The 22085-nt window shown below is 43.8% G+C and carries 19 protein-coding genes, 2 pseudogenes and 1 other annotated feature; of the genes and pseudogenes, 16 read left to right on the top strand and 5 right to left on the bottom strand.

What is annotated here, in order from left to right; all coding sequences use genetic code 11:
• Positions 1 to 70 precede the first annotated feature (70 nt).
• The 4 genes from D328_RS0109640 to D328_RS0109625 all read left to right on the top strand — a co-directional run bounded on the left by D328_RS0109640 (position 71) and on the right by D328_RS0109625 (position 2700).
• Positions 71 to 289: a hypothetical protein gene (locus D328_RS0109640; protein ID WP_233426186.1), complete on the top strand. Its 219-nt coding sequence runs from the start codon at positions 71 to 73 to the stop codon at positions 287 to 289.
• A gap of 237 nt (positions 290 to 526) precedes the next feature.
• Positions 527 to 772: a DUF2164 domain-containing protein gene (locus D328_RS0109635; RefSeq protein WP_018884786.1), complete on the top strand. Its 246-nt coding sequence runs from the start codon at positions 527 to 529 to the stop codon at positions 770 to 772.
• 159 nt (positions 773 to 931) lie between these two features.
• The gene (locus D328_RS0109630; RefSeq protein WP_018884785.1) at positions 932 to 1384 is read left to right on the top strand and encodes a nuclear transport factor 2 family protein; all 453 of its coding nucleotides are present in this window, start codon (positions 932 to 934) and stop codon (positions 1382 to 1384) included.
• 428 nt (positions 1385 to 1812) lie between these two features.
• Complete coding sequence (locus tag D328_RS0109625) at positions 1813 to 2700, top strand: TIGR02452 family protein (protein ID WP_018884784.1); 888 nt, start codon at positions 1813 to 1815, stop codon at positions 2698 to 2700.
• Positions 2701 to 2797: 97 nt separating this feature from the next.
• Here the strand turns inward: D328_RS0109625 and D328_RS0109620 are convergent, their stop codons facing one another.
• Positions 2798 to 4516 (bottom strand): methyl-accepting chemotaxis protein, encoded by a 1719-nt coding sequence (locus tag D328_RS0109620; RefSeq protein ID WP_018884783.1) that lies wholly within the window; start codon positions 4514 to 4516, stop codon positions 2798 to 2800.
• Positions 4517 to 4694: 178 nt separating this feature from the next.
• Here D328_RS0109620 and D328_RS0109615 point away from each other — a divergent pair, with 178 nt between their 5' ends.
• Positions 4695 to 5402: a metallophosphoesterase gene (locus tag D328_RS0109615; protein WP_018884782.1), complete on the top strand. Its 708-nt coding sequence runs from the start codon at positions 4695 to 4697 to the stop codon at positions 5400 to 5402.
• A gap of 143 nt (positions 5403 to 5545) precedes the next feature.
• Here D328_RS0109615 and D328_RS0109610 read toward each other — a convergent pair whose 3' ends face one another.
• Both D328_RS0109610 and fdhF read right to left on the bottom strand, forming a co-directional pair.
• Positions 5546 to 6043, bottom strand: a complete 498-nt coding sequence (locus D328_RS0109610) for a DUF1641 domain-containing protein (protein ID WP_018884781.1) — start codon at positions 6041 to 6043, stop codon at positions 5546 to 5548.
• Between the two features lie 24 nt (positions 6044 to 6067).
• The gene (gene fdhF / locus D328_RS0109605) at positions 6068 to 9004 is read right to left on the bottom strand and encodes a formate dehydrogenase subunit alpha (protein WP_018884780.1); all 2937 of its coding nucleotides are present in this window, start codon (positions 9002 to 9004) and stop codon (positions 6068 to 6070) included.
• A gap of 320 nt (positions 9005 to 9324) precedes the next feature.
• Here fdhF and D328_RS0109600 point away from each other — a divergent pair, with 320 nt between their 5' ends.
• The 7 genes and pseudogenes from D328_RS0109600 to D328_RS0109565 all read left to right on the top strand — a co-directional run bounded on the left by D328_RS0109600 (position 9325) and on the right by D328_RS0109565 (position 17311).
• Positions 9325 to 9672: a DUF2294 domain-containing protein gene (locus D328_RS0109600; RefSeq protein ID WP_018884779.1), complete on the top strand. Its 348-nt coding sequence runs from the start codon at positions 9325 to 9327 to the stop codon at positions 9670 to 9672.
• Positions 9673 to 9678: 6 nt separating this feature from the next.
• A complete protein-coding gene (fdhD, locus tag D328_RS0109595) occupies positions 9679 to 10488 on the top strand; it encodes a formate dehydrogenase accessory sulfurtransferase FdhD (RefSeq protein ID WP_018884778.1) in 810 nt (269 codons plus the stop codon).
• A gap of 316 nt (positions 10489 to 10804) precedes the next feature.
• On the top strand, positions 10805 to 11602 hold the full coding sequence (locus D328_RS0109590; protein ID WP_018884777.1) for a formate/nitrite transporter family protein: 798 nt from the start codon (positions 10805 to 10807) through the stop codon (positions 11600 to 11602).
• 390 nt (positions 11603 to 11992) lie between these two features.
• A pseudogene (locus tag D328_RS30020) lies at positions 11993 to 12578 on the top strand (ABC transporter ATP-binding protein).
• Positions 12579 to 12580: 2 nt separating this feature from the next.
• Positions 12581 to 14127, top strand: a pseudogene (locus tag D328_RS30015) (ABC transporter permease).
• Between the two features lie 216 nt (positions 14128 to 14343).
• Positions 14344 to 15045: an RNA polymerase sporulation sigma factor SigK gene (sigK, locus tag D328_RS0109575; RefSeq protein ID WP_018884776.1), complete on the top strand. Its 702-nt coding sequence runs from the start codon at positions 14344 to 14346 to the stop codon at positions 15043 to 15045.
• Between the two features lie 129 nt (positions 15046 to 15174).
• Positions 15175 to 15438, top strand: a binding site (T-box leader).
• A gap of 79 nt (positions 15439 to 15517) precedes the next feature.
• Positions 15518 to 17311 carry a glutamine--tRNA ligase/YqeY domain fusion protein gene (locus tag D328_RS0109565; protein WP_018884774.1) on the top strand — a complete coding sequence of 598 codons (1794 nt, stop codon included), beginning with the start codon at positions 15518 to 15520 and terminating at the stop codon, positions 17309 to 17311.
• A gap of 130 nt (positions 17312 to 17441) precedes the next feature.
• Here D328_RS0109565 and D328_RS0109560 read toward each other — a convergent pair whose 3' ends face one another.
• Together D328_RS0109560 and D328_RS0109555 are read right to left on the bottom strand one after the other, a co-directional pair.
• The gene (locus D328_RS0109560; RefSeq protein WP_018884773.1) at positions 17442 to 17714 is read right to left on the bottom strand and encodes a phosphopantetheine-binding protein; all 273 of its coding nucleotides are present in this window, start codon (positions 17712 to 17714) and stop codon (positions 17442 to 17444) included.
• Positions 17715 to 17731: 17 nt separating this feature from the next.
• Positions 17732 to 18841 (bottom strand): nucleotidyltransferase family protein, encoded by a 1110-nt coding sequence (locus D328_RS0109555; protein WP_018884772.1) that lies wholly within the window; start codon positions 18839 to 18841, stop codon positions 17732 to 17734.
• Positions 18842 to 18988: 147 nt separating this feature from the next.
• On the opposite strand from D328_RS0109555, the gene D328_RS0109550 reads away from it, so the two are divergent.
• From D328_RS0109550 to D328_RS0109535, 4 genes are read left to right on the top strand one after another with little or no spacing between them, the layout of a single operon-like run.
• Complete coding sequence (locus D328_RS0109550; protein ID WP_018884771.1) at positions 18989 to 19993, top strand: ABC transporter ATP-binding protein; 1005 nt, start codon at positions 18989 to 18991, stop codon at positions 19991 to 19993.
• On the top strand, positions 19990 to 20811 hold the full coding sequence (locus D328_RS0109545; protein WP_018884770.1) for an ABC transporter permease: 822 nt from the start codon (positions 19990 to 19992) through the stop codon (positions 20809 to 20811). Before D328_RS0109550 ends, D328_RS0109545 begins: the two co-directional genes overlap by 4 nt.
• A 6-nt stretch (positions 20812 to 20817) precedes the next feature.
• Complete coding sequence (locus D328_RS0109540; RefSeq protein ID WP_018884769.1) at positions 20818 to 21615, top strand: ABC transporter permease; 798 nt, start codon at positions 20818 to 20820, stop codon at positions 21613 to 21615.
• Between the two features lie 30 nt (positions 21616 to 21645).
• Positions 21646 to 22068 carry a VOC family protein gene (locus D328_RS0109535; protein WP_018884768.1) on the top strand — a complete coding sequence of 141 codons (423 nt, stop codon included), beginning with the start codon at positions 21646 to 21648 and terminating at the stop codon, positions 22066 to 22068.
• Positions 22069 to 22085 lie beyond the last annotated feature (17 nt).

Genomic DNA, 22085 nt, shown 5'->3' with positions numbered 1-22085 from the left:
CACTCCTTTCCATACACTAGCAATGTATACGGAGAGGAGTGATACAGTGGTAGAAGCCTATTATAATTGTATGCAATGCATGAACAAGCGCGTACGGGTTATAACCGTCAATGGTCAGCATTACGAGGGTGTCATCGTGAATGTAGACCGCGAGAACGTGTACTTACAAATGGATAAGGAAGATAAGGGTCGGGTCAACACGTCAGGATTCTATCCGTATGGTTATGGCTACGGAAGCTCTATCTTAACCTTAAGCCTGTTCACGCTGCTGGCTATTGCTTTGATCTGAGAAAGTGCTCAGGAGCCTTTTGTCCACCTGAATGGGGGGACAGAAGGTTTTTTTGTTGAGAAATGCATGATTTATGCTTTCATAGAGGAAGACTGACATCATGCTATTGCTTTGCAGCATTATAATGAATATGGTAGAGAGAGTAATGAAATGTTTGAATACCTAAGACAAGATGAAGTGAAGAAATTACAAAGATAGTCCAGAATGTCAAAAATATCACTGAAGGAGAATGCCCCTATGATTCCGTTACAACTTCCACGAGAAGAGAAGCTCCAATTAATTGAAAGCTTGCAGCATTACTTTGAAATGGAGCGTTCGGAGGAGATTGGAGAGCTTGCAGCCGAGAATCTGCTGGACTACATGCTGAAGGAGCTGTCACCTTACGTGTATAATCGTGCGATTCACGATGCCCGCAAGGTTATCGATCAGCAAATGCTTAATCTGGAAGAGGAGCTGTATGCATTACAAAAGCCCGTCCGGTAGTGGAGAGGGCTTCCTTCACATGTTCAGGTAGGCCTATCTATATGCTGCAACTACAGCAGATCCGATACGGTTCATCCTTGCTTCATTGAAGCAGCATTAAAATAATGGTACAATATGGAATGTTGAATTAATATGAATATGACTGCGGAGGGACTAATCATGAACTCATCATCTGTTACCGCGATCGAACAACTGATCAGCTTGGAGAACATCAGGAATACCAAGGCAAGATATTGTCGCTACATCGACACGAAGCAGTGGGACAAGCTGGGTGAGGTATTCGCTCCTGATGCGGTAGCTGATTTCAGCACGGAGGGTAATCCCATACCACTCCTGGAAGGACGCGATACGATTGTAAAGGTGTTTCGTGACTTGGTGGATGTCACTGTCTCCGTGCACCATATTCACAGTGTAGAGGTTGAGTTTGTCTCGGAAAATGAAGCGAAGGTCATCTCTGCGATGGAGGATTTGGTTCAATTCCCAGCAGAGAACCCAAATAAGTCATTCCGTGGCTATGGGCATTACCATGAGACATTTGTTCAGCTTGATGGTCAATGGGTAATTAAGCACACAACACTGAAGCGTCTTCGTCTGGACATGGAGGAGAAGTGAGAAGTGAGCTTCACTTGTTCATCTGATTCTATAATTTGACAAACAGCCTGATCGAAGGGGAACTCACTCCTTTGGATCAGGCTGTTTTTTTAAGAGATCATAGAGTGTACAAGCTTTCAGCGGAGCTGAACAATTCGATTATTGTAAGCTGGAAGTGTGCAATACAAATCACATTACCTCACAGTACCTAACTGCAGCATGTTGCTAGCTTTTGAGGATCTTTTCCTGGGAAATAATCACTTTGTTTTTGACTTAAGGTATAGAACAAAAGAGCACAAGCTCCAAGTTGTAAGGGCTGCAGCGGTTAAAGGATATTGACTTTCTTATCTCAGTGGATTATTATTATCGCATTGTTAATAACAATTAATTAATATCAATATAATATCAATTACTGGATTCAAATTATATCTACAATGGAGTGATACCAAATGAGTCAGACCCATCATCAACGAGTGATTCGATCACGTTGGGCAGAGGAAACGCTCAAGATTATAGAGGAGGGTGGCTATACCCACCCTGTTGGAAAAGTGATTCAGATTCAGGCGCAAATAGCCAAGACGATTGCCGAGGCAAAATTATATGCACCGGATGAGCTTCCGACCATTAGAGAACGAATGGAAGCGACAATTAGTACTGCTAATCGAACTGCCAACGGAACCGAGAGGACTACTGAAATTCATGTGACTGCAGAGACAACACTGGAAGCAGCACAACGCTTGGTTGCAAAGGAAGGGCGAGCGCATGTAGTGTGCCTTAATTTTGCTTCTGCCAAAAATCCTGGTGGCGGCTTTCTCGGAGGAAGTCAGGCTCAGGAAGAAAGCCTTGCACGCTCCTCAGCATTGTATCCTTCCATCGTACAGATGGAGGAAATGTATAAGTTCAACAAGCGCTTAGGCACGTGCCTCTATTCGGATTACATGATCTTTTCTCCAGAGGTACCCGTATTTCGTGCAGATGATGGAGGGCTGCTGGAGGAGCCATATTGTGTGTCGATGATCACTGCTCCAGCTGTTAATGCAGGTGTTGTGCGTGAGCGTGAATCGGAGAATGTAGAACGCATCGCAGAAGTTATGCTGAACCGCATTCGCGGAATTCTGGCGGTCGTGGCAGAGCAGGGAATGGATACACTCATTCTCGGAGCATACGGATGCGGCGTATTCCGTCATAACCCGGTGGAGGTAGCAGAGTGGTTCCGTAAGGTCATTGTAGATGAGAATTATGGTAGTTTGTTTGAACGTATTGAATTCGCAGTGCTGGACCGTAAAGCCGATGGACGGACTATCGGAGCATTTCGGGACGCTTTTGAGGTGAAATAGAAGTAGAAGTTATAGATACAAAAACGACGATTCACTACATCGCAGCTATGGGCCACGGGAGAGTGAGTCGTCGTCTCTACGAGAATGTATTAAATATTCAAATTTTGAAGCGGCTGATTAGCGTGTTCAGATTACTGGATAGCTCACGCAGTGATTCTGCCGAGCCCTTCATCTCGTCCATAGATTGCAGCTGGCTCACTGTCGCAGCGGACACTTCCTGAATGCTGAAGGAGGAGTCGCGGGAGATGAGCTCCATGTCCTCAATGGCGGCTGATACCTCCTCGGCACCTGCAGATAGCTGCTCCGAGGCTGCAGAGACTTCATGCAGTCGCTCGTCCATGCTCTCGACCCCTGCATGAATAGAACCAAAGGATCTGCCTGCTTCCTGAATGACTGCAAGCCCTGTCTGTACTTCAGTGGTACTGGCAGCCATGTGGTCAGCCAATACAGCCGTCTGTCGTGTCATTTCTGCAATCAATTCGGATACATGCCTGGACGAATGCTCGGATTCACCTGCAAGCTTCTGAACCTCCGAGGCAACGACAGCGAAGCCTTTGCCGTGCTCTCCCGAGCGTGCGGCCTCAATGCTGGCATTCAAGGCAAGTAGCTTCGTCTGAGAGGCAATATTATTCATAAGATGCACTACGGACTCAATCTTGCCCGAATACTGTTCCATCTGCGATGTAGAGCTGGCCATCTGGGCATTGGCTTTATGGATTCGATCCATGCTGCCGATTGCGGTATGGATTTGTTCTTGTCCTTTCACAGCATTATGGGTCGTATCCCGGGATATGTCCGCAACGACTGAGGCGGCCTGAGAGATATGCTGCATGCTACGTGTAATCTCCTCCATGGAGGCTGTAATTTCACCGGCTCGTGCGACCTGCTCGGAGGCCCCCTTGGCTGAATCTTGAGTATGCACAACGATCTGCTGACTGGCTTCTGCGGTAGTTCGTGAATGCCTCGATACATCTTCAGCGGCTTGAAGCAGAGAATCAGAGTCTTGGCGAATCCCACTCATGACCTCACGTGTATCGGTGACCAGACGCTTGAACTCCCATGCCAGCTGTCCAATCTCATCCTTGGAGCCAAGCTCCACATTGACGGTCAGGTCACCTTGGCCAACCTGAGCAATGTTCTGTCTGAGTCTAACCAGCGGGCGGGTCAGGATATGAGCAAACAGATAGACCAGTAGCACACTGAGCAACACAATTCCCAGTGCAGTCCAGATCATCGTAAGCCGGTTCTGTGCCATCAGCTCATAGACGGCGGTCGAATCCAGATCAGCCCCCACCAGGCCAAGGACTTCTCCGCTCTCGCTATGGATCGGTACATAGGCTGTAATTGTGGCCCCATACTCATCGCTTGTGAGCTCGCCCCGGACAGCTTCATTCTGGCTAAAGGCCTGTAGCATGCCTTCATAGTGCGTTTCTTCGATTGAGCCATATGGAGAGAAATCATCCTCACTCACATCCGCAGCAGCACCGTCGACGACATAATAATACGATGGAGAGCCACTTTCCTCGCGTACACCAAGGGTGTACAAATATTTAAGTCCGTTAGCCTCACGGAGCTGACTTAGCTGATCGCGCAGCACCTCGTAATAACTCGTCTTGCTCAGTCCTGTGCTAAGCGGTGCATATTGAGCGGTATCGATCAATTGTACAGCTCGTTCAGCAACGGCTTGTGCCTGCATACCCATGGACTGCTCTACCAGCTGTGCCGAGGTGCGATACAGCGTTAGTCCTAAGATGACTCCTGCTCCTAACAAAAGACAGGAAAAAAATAAAAAAATACGCATAAACAAAGTATTCATCCGTTAACGTGCTCCCCCTGACATCATTCATACTGCATATGAGCTAATAAGCTGTTCTATGTATTGCTTGTAAGCCCCCGCTTGCGTAAAATTCATGTAATTACGATAACGATATTGGTATTAATTTTAAATATCGGCATCTGGCAGGTAAAGAGTTAGGCCCGGGGAGGAGTTCATTATGATCTACATCACAGGTGATATTCATGGAACGATAAGTGTCGGTCAGCGCTTCAATACGAGAAATTTCCCGGAGCAGAAGGAGCTATCCAAGCATGATTATGTGATTGTAACAGGTGATTTTGGACTGGTCTGGGACGGGAGCAAAGAGGATCAATACTGGCTGAAGTGGCTTCAGCACACCAAGCCGTTCACGACACTGTTCATTGATGGGAATCATGAGAATTTTGACTTGCTGGAAGCATATCCGACCGAGCAGTGGAATGGGGGGCGCATACATAGAATCAACGATAGCATCATTCATCTGATGCGAGGTCAGGTATTCACCATAGAAGGACAGACGTTCTTTACCTTTGGGGGAGCAGCATCCCATGACATTGAATATCGCAAGGAAGGGAAGTCATGGTGGAGACGGGAGATGCCATCACAGGCAGAGTATGAAGAGGGTCTGCAGAATTTGGAAAAGCACAATTGGCAGGTAGACTACATATTGACGCATACATGCTCGACGGGTGCCCTTAGCTACATTAAGGAGCACTGTGGAATCCATATGGAATTGGACGAGATGCATGCATATTTCGACGGTGTGGAGGGCAGAACGACATATAAGCAGTGGTACTTTGGTCATTTTCATCGGGATATGTTATTACCGAAGCGACAGAGGTTGATTTATAACGATAGGATCAGGCTGGAGGAAGTAATTGAATAGATTTCAAGTAGTAAATGGAATCGAAGCAGAATGATAGCAGAATTACAGCAGAGTTATAGGCCCCCCTTTGCCGCTGATGCGAGAAAGGGGGATTCCTATAATATCTATGGTTGCGGATCAAATCTAGCTTGATCAGACAGAGACTAATTATGCGGCGAATTCGGATTTTTAAGTGAGCGTCCTAGCCCCTTGAGGAAGCTGAGCCCGAAGCTTAGCGCTCGTAAAATGTCGGGATCGCGAAGCGATTTTGATATTGACCACAGACTGGTCTTGCTGGATGCTGCGGTGGTCGTCTGTGCCTCGGTAATCCCGGACTTGAGCCCATCCATAAGGCTCTTTGTATAAGCAGGATCAAGGCTGGTTAGTGCACCAGCCGCTGCCATTCCGTGATTAATCAGGTTCGTCACCTCGGGGCGTGACACTTGCCCGAGGGCAATCTCAGCGATATTGGCTCTTGCTTGCAGCAAGGACTCGGCAGCCTCCAGTATGCCGCTGTTATGGAGCTCATTTAAGATGGATAATGATTTCTCTAGTGCCTCATTACTCTCAGCGAGCTGCTGTTTCAGTTGGAGAATTGTCTTCTCCTGCAGCTCTTCCTCTGTGAGCAGGCGTTTTTTGACGATGGAGATGGGTTTTGCCATAGTTGAATGGCCTCCTCTGGTATTCTATTTGACCAACGATACGAAGTCAGATCGGTTCCACTTCCGCTCTACCTCAACACCTGCTTGCGGGTTGCGCTTCTTGTAGCGCGGATTTGTCGGAGGCAGAGGGTTCACGCCCTTCACGTTCAGAATCTGCATACGCACCTTGGTCTGTTTGTAAGCAGGGGTCCGTGTGCGTACATCCAGCGCGGTACCTGTCAGTAGGTTGACTGCACTTTCATGGCTGTTGGAGTGCATGGGCACATACACTTCATGGCCCCGAACACGGTCTGTGACTAGTGCACTGAGCTTAATCGCCCCGTATGGGGATTCCAGTCTAACTAGAGACCCGCTCTCGATGCCGCGTTCATGGGCAAGCTCAGGTGATACCTCAACGAACACATCAGGGAATTTCTGATTGATCCCTTTCGATTTCTTGGTCAGATTCCCCTCATGAAAATGCTCTAGCAGACGCCCGTTGTTCAAGACGAGATCATATTCCTTCGGATACTCTACAGGCGGAACGTACTCTACCAGTGAGAAGCGTGCCTTTTTATCGGGGAAATAAAACCCATCTGTGTAGAGAAGTGGTGTGCTCTCTCCCGTATCCGAGCCCCACATGAAGCTTCCCCAGTCCTCTAGCATCTCGTAACTACACCCAGAGAAGAATGGAGTCAGGCTGGCCATCTCGGCAAAAATGTCGGATGGATGTGTGTAGCCCCAGTCATAGCCCATGGCTTTGGCAATTTGTGTGGTAATCCACCAGTCAGGCTTCGAGTCGCCCACCAAATCCAATGCTTGATACAGTCTTTGAACCCGGCGCTCGGTGTTCGTGAAGGTACCGTCCTTCTCCAATGAAGGTGCCGCTGGCAGAATTACATCTGCGAACTGAGCGGTCGTAGACAGGAACACATCCTGAACGACGAAGAAGTCCAGCTTCTCCAGTACTTCATGAACGTGGTTCGCATTGGAATCAACCCATGCCATGTCCTCACCTACGAGATACATCGCCTTCATTTCACCATGCTCAATGTCATCTAGCATTTTGATATTGTCCTTGCCTGGTAGTGGAGAGATCGGTGTTCCGTAAGCTGCCTCGAATCTCATTCGTGCCTCGTCATTGGAGACATGCTGATAGCCAGGCAGCCATGGCGGTAATGTCCCCATATCGCATGCACCCTGGACATTGTTATGTCCTCGCAATGGATAGGCCCCGGCGCCTGAACGCATATAGTTCCCTGTAGTCAGCAGCAGATTGGAGATGGCTGCGGAGGTATGCGAGCCAGCGATATTCTGAGTGACACCCATGCCCCAGCAGATGGCCGTTCCATCCGCATCACGAATCATTTCGGCGATCGAGATTAATTCTGCTCTGGAAATACCGGTCTCTTGCTCAGCGAATTCCAATGTGTATGGCTCTAGCACCGACTCATAGTCTGCAAAGAAATTAACGTGATTCTCAATGAAGCTCAGGTCATGCCAGCCTTGATCAATGATGTATTTGGTCACTGCGCTAAGCCAGACGAAGTCCGTCCCTTGCTTCGGATGGATGAACAGATCGGACCGCTCTGCCATCTCGTGCTTGCGCAAGTCAGCCACGATCAACTTTTGCCCGTGCAGCTTATGTGCTCGCTTAATACGAGTTGCCAGGACTGGATGTCCTTCCGCTGGTGCACAGCCGATCAGAATAACCAAGCCTGCAGCAGAGATGTCCTGAATTGTTCCTGCATCCCCGCCGATTCCTACCGTGGACATCAGGCCATCCGATGCAGGGGATTGGCAGTACCGGGAGCAGTTATCAATGTTGTTCGTACCGAAGACCTGACGTGCCAGCTTCTGAATGACATAATTCTCTTCATTCGTAATCTTGGAGGAGGAGATAAATCCAATCTTGTCAGAGCCATAATCTTTCTTAATCGTACCCATGCGATCAGCAATCAGGGAGAAGGCCTCTTCCCAGGTAGCTTCTACGAATTCTTCCCCTTGGCGAATGAGTGGAGTCGTCAAGCGCTGGTCACTGTTGACAAAGTCCCAGCCGAATTTACCCTTCACACAGGTGGAAATGGCGTTCACCGGGGCATCATGGGAAGGCTGGATTTTCAGAATATGGCGCCCCTTGGTCCAGACCTCGAAGGAGCAGCCTACGCCGCAGAAGGTACAGACGGTCTTCGTCTTGCGGGTCCGGGTCTCACGCATGGCAGCTTCCATCTCGGAAATCGCGAATATGCCGCTGTATCCAGGTTCTACTTCTTTAATCAGATCAACCATCGGATTCAGCAGCTCTTCACCTATGCCGGACATGAATCCAGCCTCACCCAGCATAGACTTCTCCATTAGAGCGTTGCATGGGCAAATAGTAACGCATTGACCACAGCTCACGCAGGAAGAATCATTGATGGAAGAGCCTTGGTCCCAGATCACTCGTGGAATGTCTGCCTCCCAGTCGATGGACAGAGTCTCATTCACTTGGAGGTTCTGACATACTTCTACGCATTGACCACAAGCAATGCATTGATTTGGATCATAGCGATAGAAGGGGTGCGACATATCTACCTCAGAGGGGGCTACCTTGGGACGATATGGATATTTCTGATGCTCAACCTCCATCATCTCGACGGTGTTGTGTAGCTTGCAATTCCCATTGTTATTGTCACATACCGTGCAATATAGCATGTGATTTTCCAGCAGCCGATCCATGCCTTCGGTCTGTGCTGCCTTGGCGGAGGGGGAATTGGTGATGATGTTCATGCCTGCCTGAACCTTGGTGGAGCAGGCGCGCTTAAGCTGCCCGTCAATCTCAACGATACAGGTGTCACAGGTCTGGATGGGGTCAACTTCGGGAACATGGCAAATTTGTGGATGGGCGATATTGGCAAAGTTAATGACGTCGATGACATTTGCGCCTGGTGACACCTCATAGGTACCTCCATTCACGACAACCTTAATCGTTTGCTCGTTCATACAGATGCTCCTTTACGATTTCTTGGCACAGAGTCTTGCGTATGTATGCACAATCTCGACTGTATGCCATTTCCATTTTCGTAAAAATGGCCATAAAAAAACTCCACCCCAAATGTAAAATCCGATACCTCGGACCATACATTTAAAGTGGAGTAATTCATTAGCAATGACCTACCAATGGATCAATCCTAAAATATTTGACAAATTTACGACTAATTAGATTATACTACTACATGACAAAAAAACAAGACTGCATCTTGAGAATCGGCACTTCTGCAATGAAATAGGATGTATTCATTTCTTATCTTTGGGGGATTTGCATGAAGAAAGAAGCTGCTTTTAACGAGATTGTGAGAAAAGTTAGAAAAGATACCTTTGGGAAGGGTCCAGAGCGGATTCACACGACATTTGTGGAGAACATGGCAATTACGAAGATGTACGGGAACTTTACGCCAACGGAGAAATTCATTGCCAAGACCACAGAAGGGGTACAGATGGTGCACAGTGCAAGGACGCATATGATCAAGAAGCTCTATGAGAATCATGTTCCAGACGGGATGGAGGAGCTATGCGGCTCAAGGCTAATTCATTTATTCTCGGATATTAAGGTGGATGAGGATGTAGCCGTGTCTGTGTTTCTTTTTGAAAAAAATATTGAACAGGGATGAGATGCGATGAGTTTACCACTACAGCGTTCACAGCGTGTCATTCGTTATGAACATGGCCAGGTAGCTGCAGAGGATGACCTGATTGTGACCGAGCACCCCGTCACGGTGAAAGTGAATGGGGAGGAGCTGGCCACGATGATATGCTCACCGGAGTATATTGAAGACATGGCTGTTGGATATTTAGCGTCAGAAGGAATCATTAAGGACTATAGCGATATTCAGGACTTATGGGTACAGGAGGAGGCCGGCTTTGTTCATGTTCGAACTCAGCGGCCTAGCCTTCTTCATAAGCAGATGTACACCAAGCGTTACATTACTTCTTGTTGTGGCATGAGCCGCCCTGGATTTGTATTCTTCAACGATGCGCGGACAGCAAAAAGTATGGATGATGTTCATATCAGGCTGTCCTTCCAGGAGTGCTTCAAGCTGATGCATGAGGTACTCGCACAGACGGATCTGTTCCACCGCACCGGTGGGGTGCACAATGCAGCCTTGTGTGATTCACAGGGGATATTGCTGGCTAGATGCGATATTGGACGTCACAATGCTCTGGATAAAATCTATGGTCATTGTCTGAAAGAGGGACTAGCCCTCAATGATAAGGTGATTGTATTCAGTGGACGGATATCTTCTGAGATCCTGATGAAGGTATCGAAGATTGGCTGCGAGATTGTCCTCTCCAAGTCTGCGCCAACAGCGCTAGCGTTGGAGCTTGCAGAGCAGCTAGGTATTACGACCGTAGGTTTTATTCGTAATGACACTTGCAATGTCTATACACATCCTGAGAGAATCGTAGATGTAAAGAGGCAAATATAAGAACTTTTCTGGCGAGTTACATGTCACATTATTGACAAAATCTGAATTCTGGAATAATCTTGATTTTGCAGAAGAACAACGCATCGTACTTATGCATTACGTTTGGAGTACATTCAAGGACTTGTCTTTACTCTAAACTACCCGGTAACCAGCTTGTTTGGTTCCCCTATAGTTTGTGTAGGGAAATTAACCAGCATGGAAGTCATCTCTTACAAGATTCCTCAAGTGTCACGACTAGCTTGAAGAGAGTCTATAACAGAGCATAACTTCATGAGGGTTATTTGTGCTTTCATGATATACAATCTGGAGGTCAGCCATGGGATATAATTCACCACAACAAATTATGGAATTCACCGCAGAGGCAGGTGTGAAAAAAGCACAGCTCACATGGTTGTCCTTGATTCTCCTTGGGTTTCTGGGGGGAGCATTCATCTCACTTGGATTTCTCCTCGACATCAGAGTCATTGGAACAGCACCTAAGGAATGGGGCTCTATCGCCGGATTTATTGGTGCATCGGTATTCCCGTTAGGATTGGTGCTCATTATACTTGCGGGAGGAGAGCTGTTGACAGGCAATATGATGACGATGTCAATGGCCTGGTTCGCGCGCAAAATTCGCCTTTATGATGTACTACGCAACTGGATTGTTGTGCTCATCATGAATTTCGTGGGTGCGATCTTTGTCGCATTTTTCTTCGGACATGTCGTGGGGCTCACAGAAGGCGACTTTCTGATGAAGACGCTGGCTATTGCTCAGGCGAAGGTGAAGGATGGATTTATGGAATCTTTCATCTCGGCGATTGGCTGTAACTGGCTCGTATGTCTGTCTATCTGGATCGCAAATGGCAGTAAGGATTCCTTAGGGAAATTCGCAGGAGTCTGGTTCCCGGTCATGGCATTTGTGGCTATCGGTTTCCAGCATGTGGTGGCCAATATGTTCGTTATCCCGGCAGCCATCTTCGCAGGCAACCTGACCTGGGGAGATTATCTTTCAAATTTTGTTCCGGTGTTGCTAGGAAACATCGTGGGTGGTGCGGTATTTGTCTCTCTGATTTACTTTGGAGCCTATCGTAATAAGAGAGAGGCTGCCAGTGTTATGAACAGAGCGGCTTGAGTTATACAAGATTAATCGTTGTTTAGGAAGATAATAGCTTTATTGAAAATGGACGAGGGATAGTTAATATATTCCTTATCCATTTTTTTTGATGTCATTATTCTACTGCATTGAATCCAGTAAGACGAAAATTTTTGACTTAACTCATAGTACGTCTTTATATGAAATTCTATCTGTTTTCCCTGTAATTAGACTCCATATATGGTATGATTAATTCAAAGTATGGATTATAATTCCATTAATTAAAATATAAGCTAAATTCAAAACTGAGAAAAAATATAACTACATAAGAGAAGAATTCCCCATAGCATAGTTTGACTTATCCGTCTCCTTACCATTGGAAATCGAGTCAAACCAGGTTCATAAAAGCACTACGAGGAGATGTACGAAGTGAAAAAGCTTATCGAATTCAAAGCTGTGACGAAAGAATATTCCGTAGGAGAGGTGACAATTAAGGCACTTGCTGGCGTAGATTTCTCAATCATGGAGGGAGAATTCGTTGTAGTCTTGGGTGCTAGTGGTGCAGGTAAAAGTACAATTCTGAATATTCTAGGCGGTATGGATACAGCCACGGCTGGACAAGTGTGGGTTGGTGACAAGGATATTACGGGATTCAACGAGAAAAGATGCTAAAGACATCCTATACAAAGTGGGGCTAAAGGATCGTATGATGAACTTCCCTTCCCAACTTTCGGGTGGTGAACAACAGCGCGTAGCGATCGCGCGAGCCGTTGCCAAAAATCGGTTGCTTCTTCTGTGCGATGAACCAACCGGCGCCTTGGATTATGTTACGGGGAAATCGGTCCTAAAACTTCTTCAAGACCTGAACAAAGAAACTCAGAAATGCGTTGTACTGGTCACACATAACTCAGCGATCGCGCCCATGGCAGATAAAATTATTAAGGTGAAGAGCGGAAAGATTGAAAGCGTCACAATGAATCCTAACAGGCAGAACGTTGAAGGAATCGAGTGGTAATGATGAAGCTATTCATAAAATTGATTCGTGATATCAGGCAATCCATCGGGCAATTTATTGCTTTTGTGCTGGTAATTGCGGTGGGCGCTTTTTTTTATGCGGGTCTGGTCACGTTAAGTGATGATCTTAGTGATTATACGAAAGCTTACTTTGAGGAGCATAATTTAAGTGATTTGAATGTCTACTACGAACGCATTTCCAAGCAGGCTGTGGCAAGCCTGAGTTACACCACGATCATTGAAGGCCGAATTCCGAACCAAGCGAATGAAATCTTGCTGGATTCGCATTACGCTCAAGAGCATCAGTATCAAGTAGGAGATCAGATTCAGTTAAGTGTAAATAACAAAAATGAGATGTTCATAATCAGCGCTTTGGGCGAGAATGTGGAATATGCCAAGAAAAATGAAATACAGGATCATAGAACCTCAGGATTTGGGTACGTGTCTGAAGCAGCCCTGCCTCTCATAGCAGGCAGCCTTAACAAAGGGAAAGCTTTGGCGAGCTCCGCTGGAATTGTCGTAAGCACGGTTTTGTTAATTACAGCTTTTGGTACTCAAATGGCTATGCAGCAAGTAGCTGATCAAATTGAAGTGGTAAACACCTATGATTTAAAGATTGACTACACCAGGGGAAATTCACCAGAGATGCTACAACTACCTGAAGGTATTAAGAGCAGCTATGATTTGTCAGCCTTCCCAGTGGAGCTCATTCAAGGAAATCGTAATGAGAATGCGACGTTAGTAGTTACTGAGAAGGATAACCATCTTATTCATTTCTTTGACGATCATGGTAATGAGCTGGCACTGCAAGATAATGGGGTACTGGTACCTAAATCGTATGCAGATAAGTACCGTATTGCAGAAGGTGATACCATTCAGATCAAGTTCACCACGCCAGAGTTGTCTGATAAAACGGTCGATATGGAAGTTTTGCAAATTTCTACTCAGTACTCGAATCCTTCATTCTACTGTACACCAGCTTATCTCAGTAACTTCGGTATCGATTATTCGCCAATGTCGTTATTAGTAGAAGCTGGTAGTGGGACAGAGCTTACAACCGTACGCAACTTCTTCGAGCAAGTACAGCAGGTGGATATGATCTCGGATAAGAATGATTTAAGGCAATCGGCAGAGTATATTATGAAGCAAAATAGTTTTATCTTTATTATGTTTATCATTAGTGCTGTTGTTCTCTCCTTTGGAGCGATGTACACGATATCCTCTATCAATATTATGAAAGAAATCGTGAACTAGCTACTTTAAAGGTGTTAGGCTATCCAAAACATAAAATACATCGGCTTATATTTTTCGAAAATATCATCCTGACCAGTTTTGCGATTTTGGTAGCACTGCCTATAAGTGGGTACATGTACGATCTGGTTGTCAGGGGCTTATCCAGTACACACCAGCAGATTCCTAACCAATTAAGTCTGCTTGTCTTGCTCATATCGGTGTGCCTTGCATTTGTGCTCACGATTTTGTCCAACTTGTTACTGCGAAGAAAAGTGTCGCAGATCAATATGATTGAATCCTTGAAGAGCATAGAATAGTGGTATTGATCCTGATGACCCGGACTGGCATGAAAAATTTCAGTAGGCAAAGAAGCGTCCTTTCCTATATGTACGACATGGATCATTTGATGAATTTTGTAGACGGGTTCTTTTTAGGTAGCGTACAGGCACAGATGGGCAGCCGCCCACATACAATAAACAGACCAGCCGTGATGGAAAAGAACGACTCACGCATATTTCCAGGAGGTGTCCTCTGTGCCCGGATTGTTTACCGCAATTGCGCTGTTTATTAAAGAACTGACTCTGCTCGTCTCCTATGTCAAGAATAATGCATTTCCCCAGCCGCTCAGTGAGCAGGATGAAGCTAAACATCTGAAGCTGATGGCTGAAGGCAATGCTCATTCTCGTAACATGCTCATTGAACATAATCTGCGCTTGGTTGCACATATCGTCAAAAAGTTTGACAATACCGGAGAGGATCTTGAGGACCTGATCTCCATTGGTACTATAGGATTGATTAAAGCAATTGAAAGTTTTCAGACCGGAAAAGGGACTAAGTTGGCAACGTTTGCAGCTCGCTGCATTGAAAATGAAATTCTAATGCACCTCCGTTCTCTCAAGAAAACACGGAAGGACGTTTCCCTTCATGATCCAATCGGTACGGATAAAGAAGGTAACGAAATTACATTAATCGATATCCTCGGCTCGGAAGAAGACGATGTTGTGAATACGGTCCAGCTCAAGATTGAGAAGAGCAAAATCTATCGCAATCTGGATATTCTGGATGATCGGGAGAAGGAAGTCGTGATAGGGCGCTTCGGCCTGGAGACAGGTGGAGAAGAACGAACACAGCGTGAGATCGCCAAGGAGCTGGGAATCAGTCGTAGCTATGTGTCGCGGATTGAGAAGCGTGCCCTGATGAAGCTGTATCATGAGTTCTATAAACAGAAGGGGTAAGTTTAGAATACGAAATGATTTTATACAATGTAGGCTTCTAAAGGAATAATTATAGTGAATTTATATTACAATATAAATATGTGAATATATTGCTTTTTTGTGTATTTTCTTGGTAAAATGTGGTTGGATGACAACGCGATGAAGAGAAGAGTAAATGCTGATATTCTTGTACAGAGAGCCCGAGTTGCTGGAAACGGGTGAAGAATCGGTGTTGAACCAAGGCTCTGAGCGGCTCGCCGGAATGTGGTGTCAGCCACAGGATGGTGAGACGGGAACTCCCGTTATAGAGACAGGGTATAATTTTGTTGTAGATCAAACATTCTGTACCCGATGAGGTCGATGTAGCAGCATATCGACGAATAGGGGTGGCACCACGAGAATTTCGTCCCCAAGACTGTAAGTCTTGGAGATGAAATTCTTTTTTTATTCGATGCATGAGGTAAGGTAATTAATCACTAAGGAGAGGAAGACAATGAATACCAATTCTTACGGAGAAGAAGATGCATTCAAGTTAACTCCAAACAATGAAGTGTATAAGTCGGGTGAAGGAGCTACTATGGAGGCGGATCATCATTATGATGTGGCTGACACAGAAAGAGGTTTTGCTAAAACAGGTACTTATCTCGATGCCTTAATTAGTGAGGATCTAAAAAGTGGTAAATTCACTCGTCCAATCTGCACCCGATTTCCGCCGGAGCCCAATGGCTTCCTACATATAGGAAGTGCTTATGCCATTCATTTAAATTACGCAACAGCTCTTGCTTTCGGCGGAACCTTCCACCTTCGATTTGATGACACGAACCCCCTTAAGGAGGACATCAGTTACGTAGAGTCCATTAAAGAAGATATAGAGTGGCTTGGGTACAGCCCTGATGGTCATATCTATTACGGGTCAGATTATTCTGAGCAAATCTATGCAGCTGCTATGCGTCTGATCGAGCGAGGCAAAGCGTATGTGTGTGATCTTCCCCCCTCTGAATTGGCTAGAACCCGGGGAACGTTGACGGAGCATGGAACGGACAGCCCATACCGTAATCGAACTGCAGAGGAGAACTTGAGGTTGTTCGCAGAAATGCGGAAGGGTTTCTACCCTGATGGGACGCGTGTACTACGAGCGAAAATCGATATGCATTCTCCTAACATCAATCTGCGGGACCCTGTGCTATATCGAATTATTCATGCCTCTCACTATAGAACAGGAGAAGAATGGTGTATTTATCCAATGTATGACTTTGCTCATCCGATTCAGGATGCTATTGAGGGAATCACACACTCTTTATGCTCGGCTGAGTTTAAGGACCATCGTCCGTTATATGAATGGGTTCTTTCAGAGTTGGAAGTTGTAGAGCCTCCTCGTCAGTGGGAGTTTGGACGCATCAATATAAATGGGGCGGTTACTGGTAAACGATATCTTAGACAATTAGTCGAAGCAGGCTTGGTTGAAGGATGGGATGATCCAAGACTACCCACAATTTCAGGCCTTCGTCGCAGAGGGTTTACTCCAGAAAGCATTCGTGATTTTGTCAGTGGCATCGGACTGGCGCGGCAGCAAACTATGGCCGACATATCATTGCTGGAACATGCACTCCGACAAGATCTTAAGGCGAAAGTACCGGGGATTATGGCAGTCATTGAACCTTTGAAAGTCATAATTCTCAATTATCCAGAAGGCGAAGAAGAGTTGCTAACCATTGAGAATAACCCGGTTAACGAAGAGATGGGCGTAAGAGAGGTAGTGTTCTCCAGAGAGTTATATATCGAAAGAGAAGATTTTATGGAGACACCAGTAAAGGGTTTTCATCGACTTTCACCAGGTGTTGAAGTGAGGCTAAAGGGAGCCTATTTCATCCGTTGTAATGAGGTTGTTAGGGATGGTTTGACAGGCGACATTATAGAAATTCACTGCACTTACGATCCGAGAACAAAAAGCGGAAGTGGGTTCAATGAACGAAAGGTAAAAGGGACTATACATTGGGTTGCAGCGCATAAAGCTATGGAATGTGAACTGCATTTGTACGATGGATTGCTACTTCCGGATGCTGAGCTAGGCCGTGAGGGAGAAGACTGGGAGGCATGGATCAACCCTAATTCACATCGTGTGGTTAGCAAAGCGTTGATTGAGCCCTGTGTGCGAGATTATGAATTAGGCGGCAGGTTTCAATTTATACGGCATGGCTACTTTATTCTCAGTTCTGTCTCAGGAGCCACTGGGGAGAAATATGTATTTAACCGCATAGTATCACTCAAGGATAGTTGGAAGAAATAACGTTTAAATCTCTTGTTTTAGGTAGTAAAGAGTTCAGAGCCGTCGAAATTTTAAGACTATTAACGCGCACTGTTATTCATCAGTGCGCGTTAAGATTGTCCATAAAAAGTGGTGGTTCAATATCCTGTAATCATATTCGCTCTAAAATATAATATTTCATATCCTTTAAGGTTGTGAAACGATTGGTATATAGATCTTGATCATCAAATTCAAAGTCAAAGACATCTTCAATTTTAAGGATGATTTTTATGAATTTAATAGAATTCATGCCCAAATCTTGAATCTTGGTATCTTCCTGCCATGTTAAATGGGGGACGTCCAAAATTTGAGAGATGATACTAATCAAATGTTTTTCTACGAAAGTTGTTTGCTCTAGGAAGTTACCACTTGACTCGCTGTTCATCTATATCACTCCTTTGTTTAAAATTCAGAGAAATTCTTATAATTTTGTTTGAATTTTTCTCCTAGCTCTTCTTTGTTACTAAATGCAAAAAGACGCTTCCAGAATGATTTTTTCCACCGGTAATGCTCTGTTGAATGGACGCTACTTGGTGAGTGTACGAACTCCGATTCCTTAATGTCTAATTTATTCATCAGTGCTTCTTCATAGCCATCGTTATATAACATTTGTAAATAATAAAATGTAAAATATAGCGGGTGTTGTAGTCCAAAGTAATTTGCAAATTCTACAGCCCGAATCAAGGTGGTTGTATCCATTTGTATTAGAATATACTCCCGAACGTCGCAAAATTTAATGGTGTTCATATCGCAGTCTGTGTAAATCCAAATTGCCCCCGTTGCTTCTTTATATAGATGGCAGCAGAGATGAACAAGAAAATGCTCCGCAAGTAACTTCCCTTCCTGTGCTTGCATAATCATTTCATCAACTGGTTCGATATGCTTATCAAGATTTAAACTAAAGCTGAAATCAACCATGAAAAACTCGACTTCCTTAGAATCACTCAACTTAACAAAGGTTGGAAGTGTGTTCATGTTCATCTTCCACGACACGTTCTTTTCCCTACTGTGCTCTTGTAACTGTCCTGTACTGTAATCATAGTTACCTTGTAAGTAGCCTAATGAGGTCATGATATCAGTTATTTCCTTGGAGTCCTTAAGTTGAATGAGCAAATCAATATCGTTTATAGAGCGGGTCCCTGACTCTAAATAAAGCTCAGAAAGAAGAAGGGCCCCTTTCAGGGGAAAACAGGGGACTTTTTTAGCATGAAATGCCAATAATATCTTCTGTAGTTCTTCTTGGTATAGTTTGTTTCGCGTTTGGTTCCCGATGTAATAGTACTTCATCAGTTGATTGATTTGTAGCGGCACATGCTGAAGAACACCCAATTTTTTTAGGTTAGCGTAAGCTAAACCGACAACTTTATTCTTAGTCAAATAGTTCAGAAAGGTATACGATTCAATTGGTTTTTGTATAAGCTCAATAACTTCTCTAACATCGTCAGTACTAAAGGTTAGACGGCTTAGTAGGATCACCAGCTTTTCCTCACTTGATAAGCCTATAGTTTCCATTTTAATCCTCCCCAAAAGAAAGTTATCTACCACTAACTATATTTTATTGTTGGAAATACTTGTATGACTTTGCACATTGACATAAAAAATAATAATTATTATAATGCAAGCGTATTCAAACAAAAAATGTAAAATGGGTGATGATAAATGCCACAGATTGAAGTTGAGCATCTTACTAAGACTTTCAGAGTCCATGAGAGAGGTCAAGGAATAAGAAGCTCGTTCAAAACCCTGTTTAAACCTGGATACAAGGATCGGACTGTGGTTAATAATCTTTCCTTTTGTGTTAACAAGGGGGAAATGGTAGGTTATCTGGGTCCGAATGGTGCAGGAAAATCAACGACGATTAAGATGTTGACTGGTATTTTGGTTCCTACTGCGGGCTCAATATTGGTCAACGGCATGATCCCACATAAGAATCGCATTCAGAATGCCAGCAAAATAGGTGTTGTTTTTGGACAGAGGACACAACTGTGGTGGGATATACCTGTATCTGAATCCATTGAATTAATGAAATACATGTATAAAATTCCGGATATTATATTTAAAAGTAACCTAGAGATGTTTAATGAAATTCTTGGACTACAGGAATTTATTCATATTCCAGTAAGACATTTAAGCCTTGGCCAGCGAATGAGAGCAGATCTATGCTGTGCTTTGTTGCATAATCCTGAAATCATCTTTTTGGATGAGCCTACAATTGGTCTCGATGTGGTTGTAAAACAGAGCATCAGAGAATTTATTAGAGAAGTTAATCGGTTGCGTCAAGTTACGTTATTACTTACAACACATGATATTGATGATATAGAGGCTTTATGCAAAAGGGTGATTGTGATAGATCAGGGATCAATTATGTTTGATGGCAGTATTTCAAAGCTTAAAGAGGCTTATAACTGGAGTGGAAATATCACTGCAAAAGTGAAAGATGATTGTATTAATCAAGAGCTACTGAAAAGACGATTTGGAGAGGCAATTCTAAGTGAAGCTGTAGACAATGGTAAGCTGGTGATTACTTACGACAAAAGTAAAGTACTGGCTTCGGAAATTGCCAAAGAGGTGCTCAATCAATTTGAAGTGGAGGACATAACTTTTGTAGAAGCTGAATTGGAGGATATAATCCGGGAGTTATACAGAGGTGCAATTAAGCGATGAAAAATACATATTTGCTCTACTTAAAAGTATACAAAAATGCACTTCTTACTTTAAATGCCTACAAATTAAATACAATCACAAAAATCATATATAGCCTATTACTGTTCTGCATTCAAATTTATATTTGGAAATCAGTATACACTAATAGAGAGGCTTTTCATACGGAGTATGGGAATATAGATTTGAATGACATGATCGTGTATGTGTTTCTCAGTTCCTGCATTTCAGTGTTTGCTAACTTTGAGGGGAGCGCTGTTCATAGAATTGGTCGAAAAGTGATAACTGGAGAAATAGCATCGGATTTAATAAGACCTATCAGTCTCGTTGGCTATTTATCAGCTGAGTATGCTGGTAGTTCTACTTATCGATTTTTTTTTAATCTGATCCCAGTGGCTGGTATAGGTTTTTTCTTGTTTAGAATCCAATTCTCTTTCCAATTTAGTACACTATTTTTATTTTTGATAAGTATCATCAATGTATCTATACTTTATTTTTTATTAACTTATTGTGTGGGTTTACTTAGTTTCTGGTATGAGAAGATTGGAAATCTGAATATTTTAATAGATAGCAGTATTACATTATTTTCTGGATCAGTAATTCCCTTATGGTTCTTTCCACAATTTTTCTCTGCTTTGATTGAATTCTCTCCTTTCCCTTACCTGTATTTTTTTCCTATATCATTGGCCCTTGGGAAGCTAAGCATAGGAGATATATACGTGGGTCTTTTTATTCAGCTTTTTTGGATCATAGCTGTTTATTCTTTATCCAAATTGATTTATAAGAAGGGGATTAAAAAGCTGACTATTCAAGGGGGATAGAGCTAGATGAAAATAAAACTTGTGCTTCGTTTTATGGTTGCTCATTGGAAAGCACAGACTGAATATCGATTTGCTTTTTTTGCAGATATACTCGTCCAATTTTTTGCGTATGGAGTCACAATAATAAATATCTGGATGCTATTCAGGAACATAACTACTTTGCAAGGTTGGGATTTTTACCAAATATTCTTTCTTTTTATCTTGAATTTATTATCTTATGGAATAACTGGATTGTTCATCTATGATTCTAGTCGTAAGGTAGAGGAAATGGTCCAAAATGGTACCTTTGACACGCTACTCACAAGACCGCTAGATACTTTCTTCCACCTCGTACTAAAGAATTTCTCACCTTTGTTTATTGCCCACATTATATTATCCCTCTTATTGTTTTTGGCTTTTTTAGATCGTTTCGGAATCATATGGAGTTTAGGTAAGGTTATTATGTTGTTTTTTACTATTATTGGCTGTGTTTTGATCCAAGCTTCCATAATGATCATAACTTCTTCCTTAAGCTTCTGGTTCACCAAATCAACTACAGTTGTAAATGCAATGATCTATGGATTCCGAAATTTTATAACCTATCCTCTGACAATATACAACCGCTTTATACAATTCTTACTCACCTTTATTATACCCTATGGTTTTGTTGCCTATTTTCCTGCAACGTATTTCTTTGACAAGAACGAAACAATGTTTTTTCCTGCTCTCAAATATGGGACGCTGTTCGTAGGTCTGCTTATGATAGTTCTAGCTAAATTGGTCTGGAATGCAGGCATCAACAGTTATCAAAGTAGTGGGCACTAACACCAATTGTGGGAAGGATGAGGGAGTGTCATGTTGAGCACTGTAGAAGAATTAAAGCTGCATCATGTAGGTATTGTTGTACCAAGTATTCAAAAGGCCTGTGTCTTTTGGAGCCTATTGGTTACAAAGGCAGACATGAAAATAGAATATATTGACTCGCAAAAGGTCAACATTTGCCTGCTTCCTTTTGGAGAGATTAATCTCGAATTAATTGAACCTTCTTCATGTGATTCCCCTGTATATTCCTTTGCACAGCAAGGGGGCGGATTCCATCATTTATGCTATGAGACACGCAATCTGGAACGAAGCATTTATACCTTAGTCCAGCAAAAGTTTCGATTACTAGTGAAACCAGTGTTAGGCTTCGAGCAAAGAACAATAGCTTTTTTGATCAACCCCTTTGAAAATACTGGTGTAGAAATTATTGAGCTTGCTAGCAGGAGATCTGAATGACCCTTTATATGGAGTTT

Source organism: Paenibacillus massiliensis 2301065 = DSM 16942, from assembly GCF_000377505.1.
Taxonomy (GTDB): Bacteria; Bacillota; Bacilli; order Paenibacillales; family Paenibacillaceae; genus Paenibacillus; species Paenibacillus massiliensis.
Note: the sequence above shows the minus strand (reverse complement) of the source record. Positions and strands in the feature narration are given on the sequence as shown.

Coding starts and splice junctions, on each gene's coding strand:
- D328_RS0109545 (WP_018884770.1), top strand. CDS start 19,990: ATGAAAAATACATATTTGCTCTACTTAAAAGTATACAAAAATGCACTT.
- D328_RS0109630 (WP_018884785.1), top strand. CDS start 932: ATGAACTCATCATCTGTTACCGCGATCGAACAACTGATCAGCTTGGAG.
- D328_RS0109590 (WP_018884777.1), top strand. CDS start 10,805: ATGGGATATAATTCACCACAACAAATTATGGAATTCACCGCAGAGGCA.
- D328_RS0109635 (WP_018884786.1), top strand. CDS start 527: ATGATTCCGTTACAACTTCCACGAGAAGAGAAGCTCCAATTAATTGAA.
- fdhD (WP_018884778.1), top strand. CDS start 9,679: ATGAGTTTACCACTACAGCGTTCACAGCGTGTCATTCGTTATGAACAT.
- D328_RS0109615 (WP_018884782.1), top strand. CDS start 4,695: ATGATCTACATCACAGGTGATATTCATGGAACGATAAGTGTCGGTCAG.
- D328_RS0109560 (WP_018884773.1), bottom strand. CDS start 17,714: ATGAACAGCGAGTCAAGTGGTAACTTCCTAGAGCAAACAACTTTCGTA.
- D328_RS0109600 (WP_018884779.1), top strand. CDS start 9,325: ATGAAGAAAGAAGCTGCTTTTAACGAGATTGTGAGAAAAGTTAGAAAA.
- D328_RS0109610 (WP_018884781.1), bottom strand. CDS start 6,043: ATGGCAAAACCCATCTCCATCGTCAAAAAACGCCTGCTCACAGAGGAA.
- D328_RS0109565 (WP_018884774.1), top strand. CDS start 15,518: ATGAATACCAATTCTTACGGAGAAGAAGATGCATTCAAGTTAACTCCA.
- D328_RS0109540 (WP_018884769.1), top strand. CDS start 20,818: ATGAAAATAAAACTTGTGCTTCGTTTTATGGTTGCTCATTGGAAAGCA.
- D328_RS0109550 (WP_018884771.1), top strand. CDS start 18,989: ATGCCACAGATTGAAGTTGAGCATCTTACTAAGACTTTCAGAGTCCAT.
- D328_RS0109535 (WP_018884768.1), top strand. CDS start 21,646: ATGTTGAGCACTGTAGAAGAATTAAAGCTGCATCATGTAGGTATTGTT.
- D328_RS0109625 (WP_018884784.1), top strand. CDS start 1,813: ATGAGTCAGACCCATCATCAACGAGTGATTCGATCACGTTGGGCAGAG.
- D328_RS0109555 (WP_018884772.1), bottom strand. CDS start 18,841: ATGGAAACTATAGGCTTATCAAGTGAGGAAAAGCTGGTGATCCTACTA.
- fdhF (WP_018884780.1), bottom strand. CDS start 9,004: ATGAACGAGCAAACGATTAAGGTTGTCGTGAATGGAGGTACCTATGAG.
- D328_RS0109620 (WP_018884783.1), bottom strand. CDS start 4,516: ATGAATACTTTGTTTATGCGTATTTTTTTATTTTTTTCCTGTCTTTTG.
- D328_RS0109640 (WP_233426186.1), top strand. CDS start 71: ATGCAATGCATGAACAAGCGCGTACGGGTTATAACCGTCAATGGTCAG.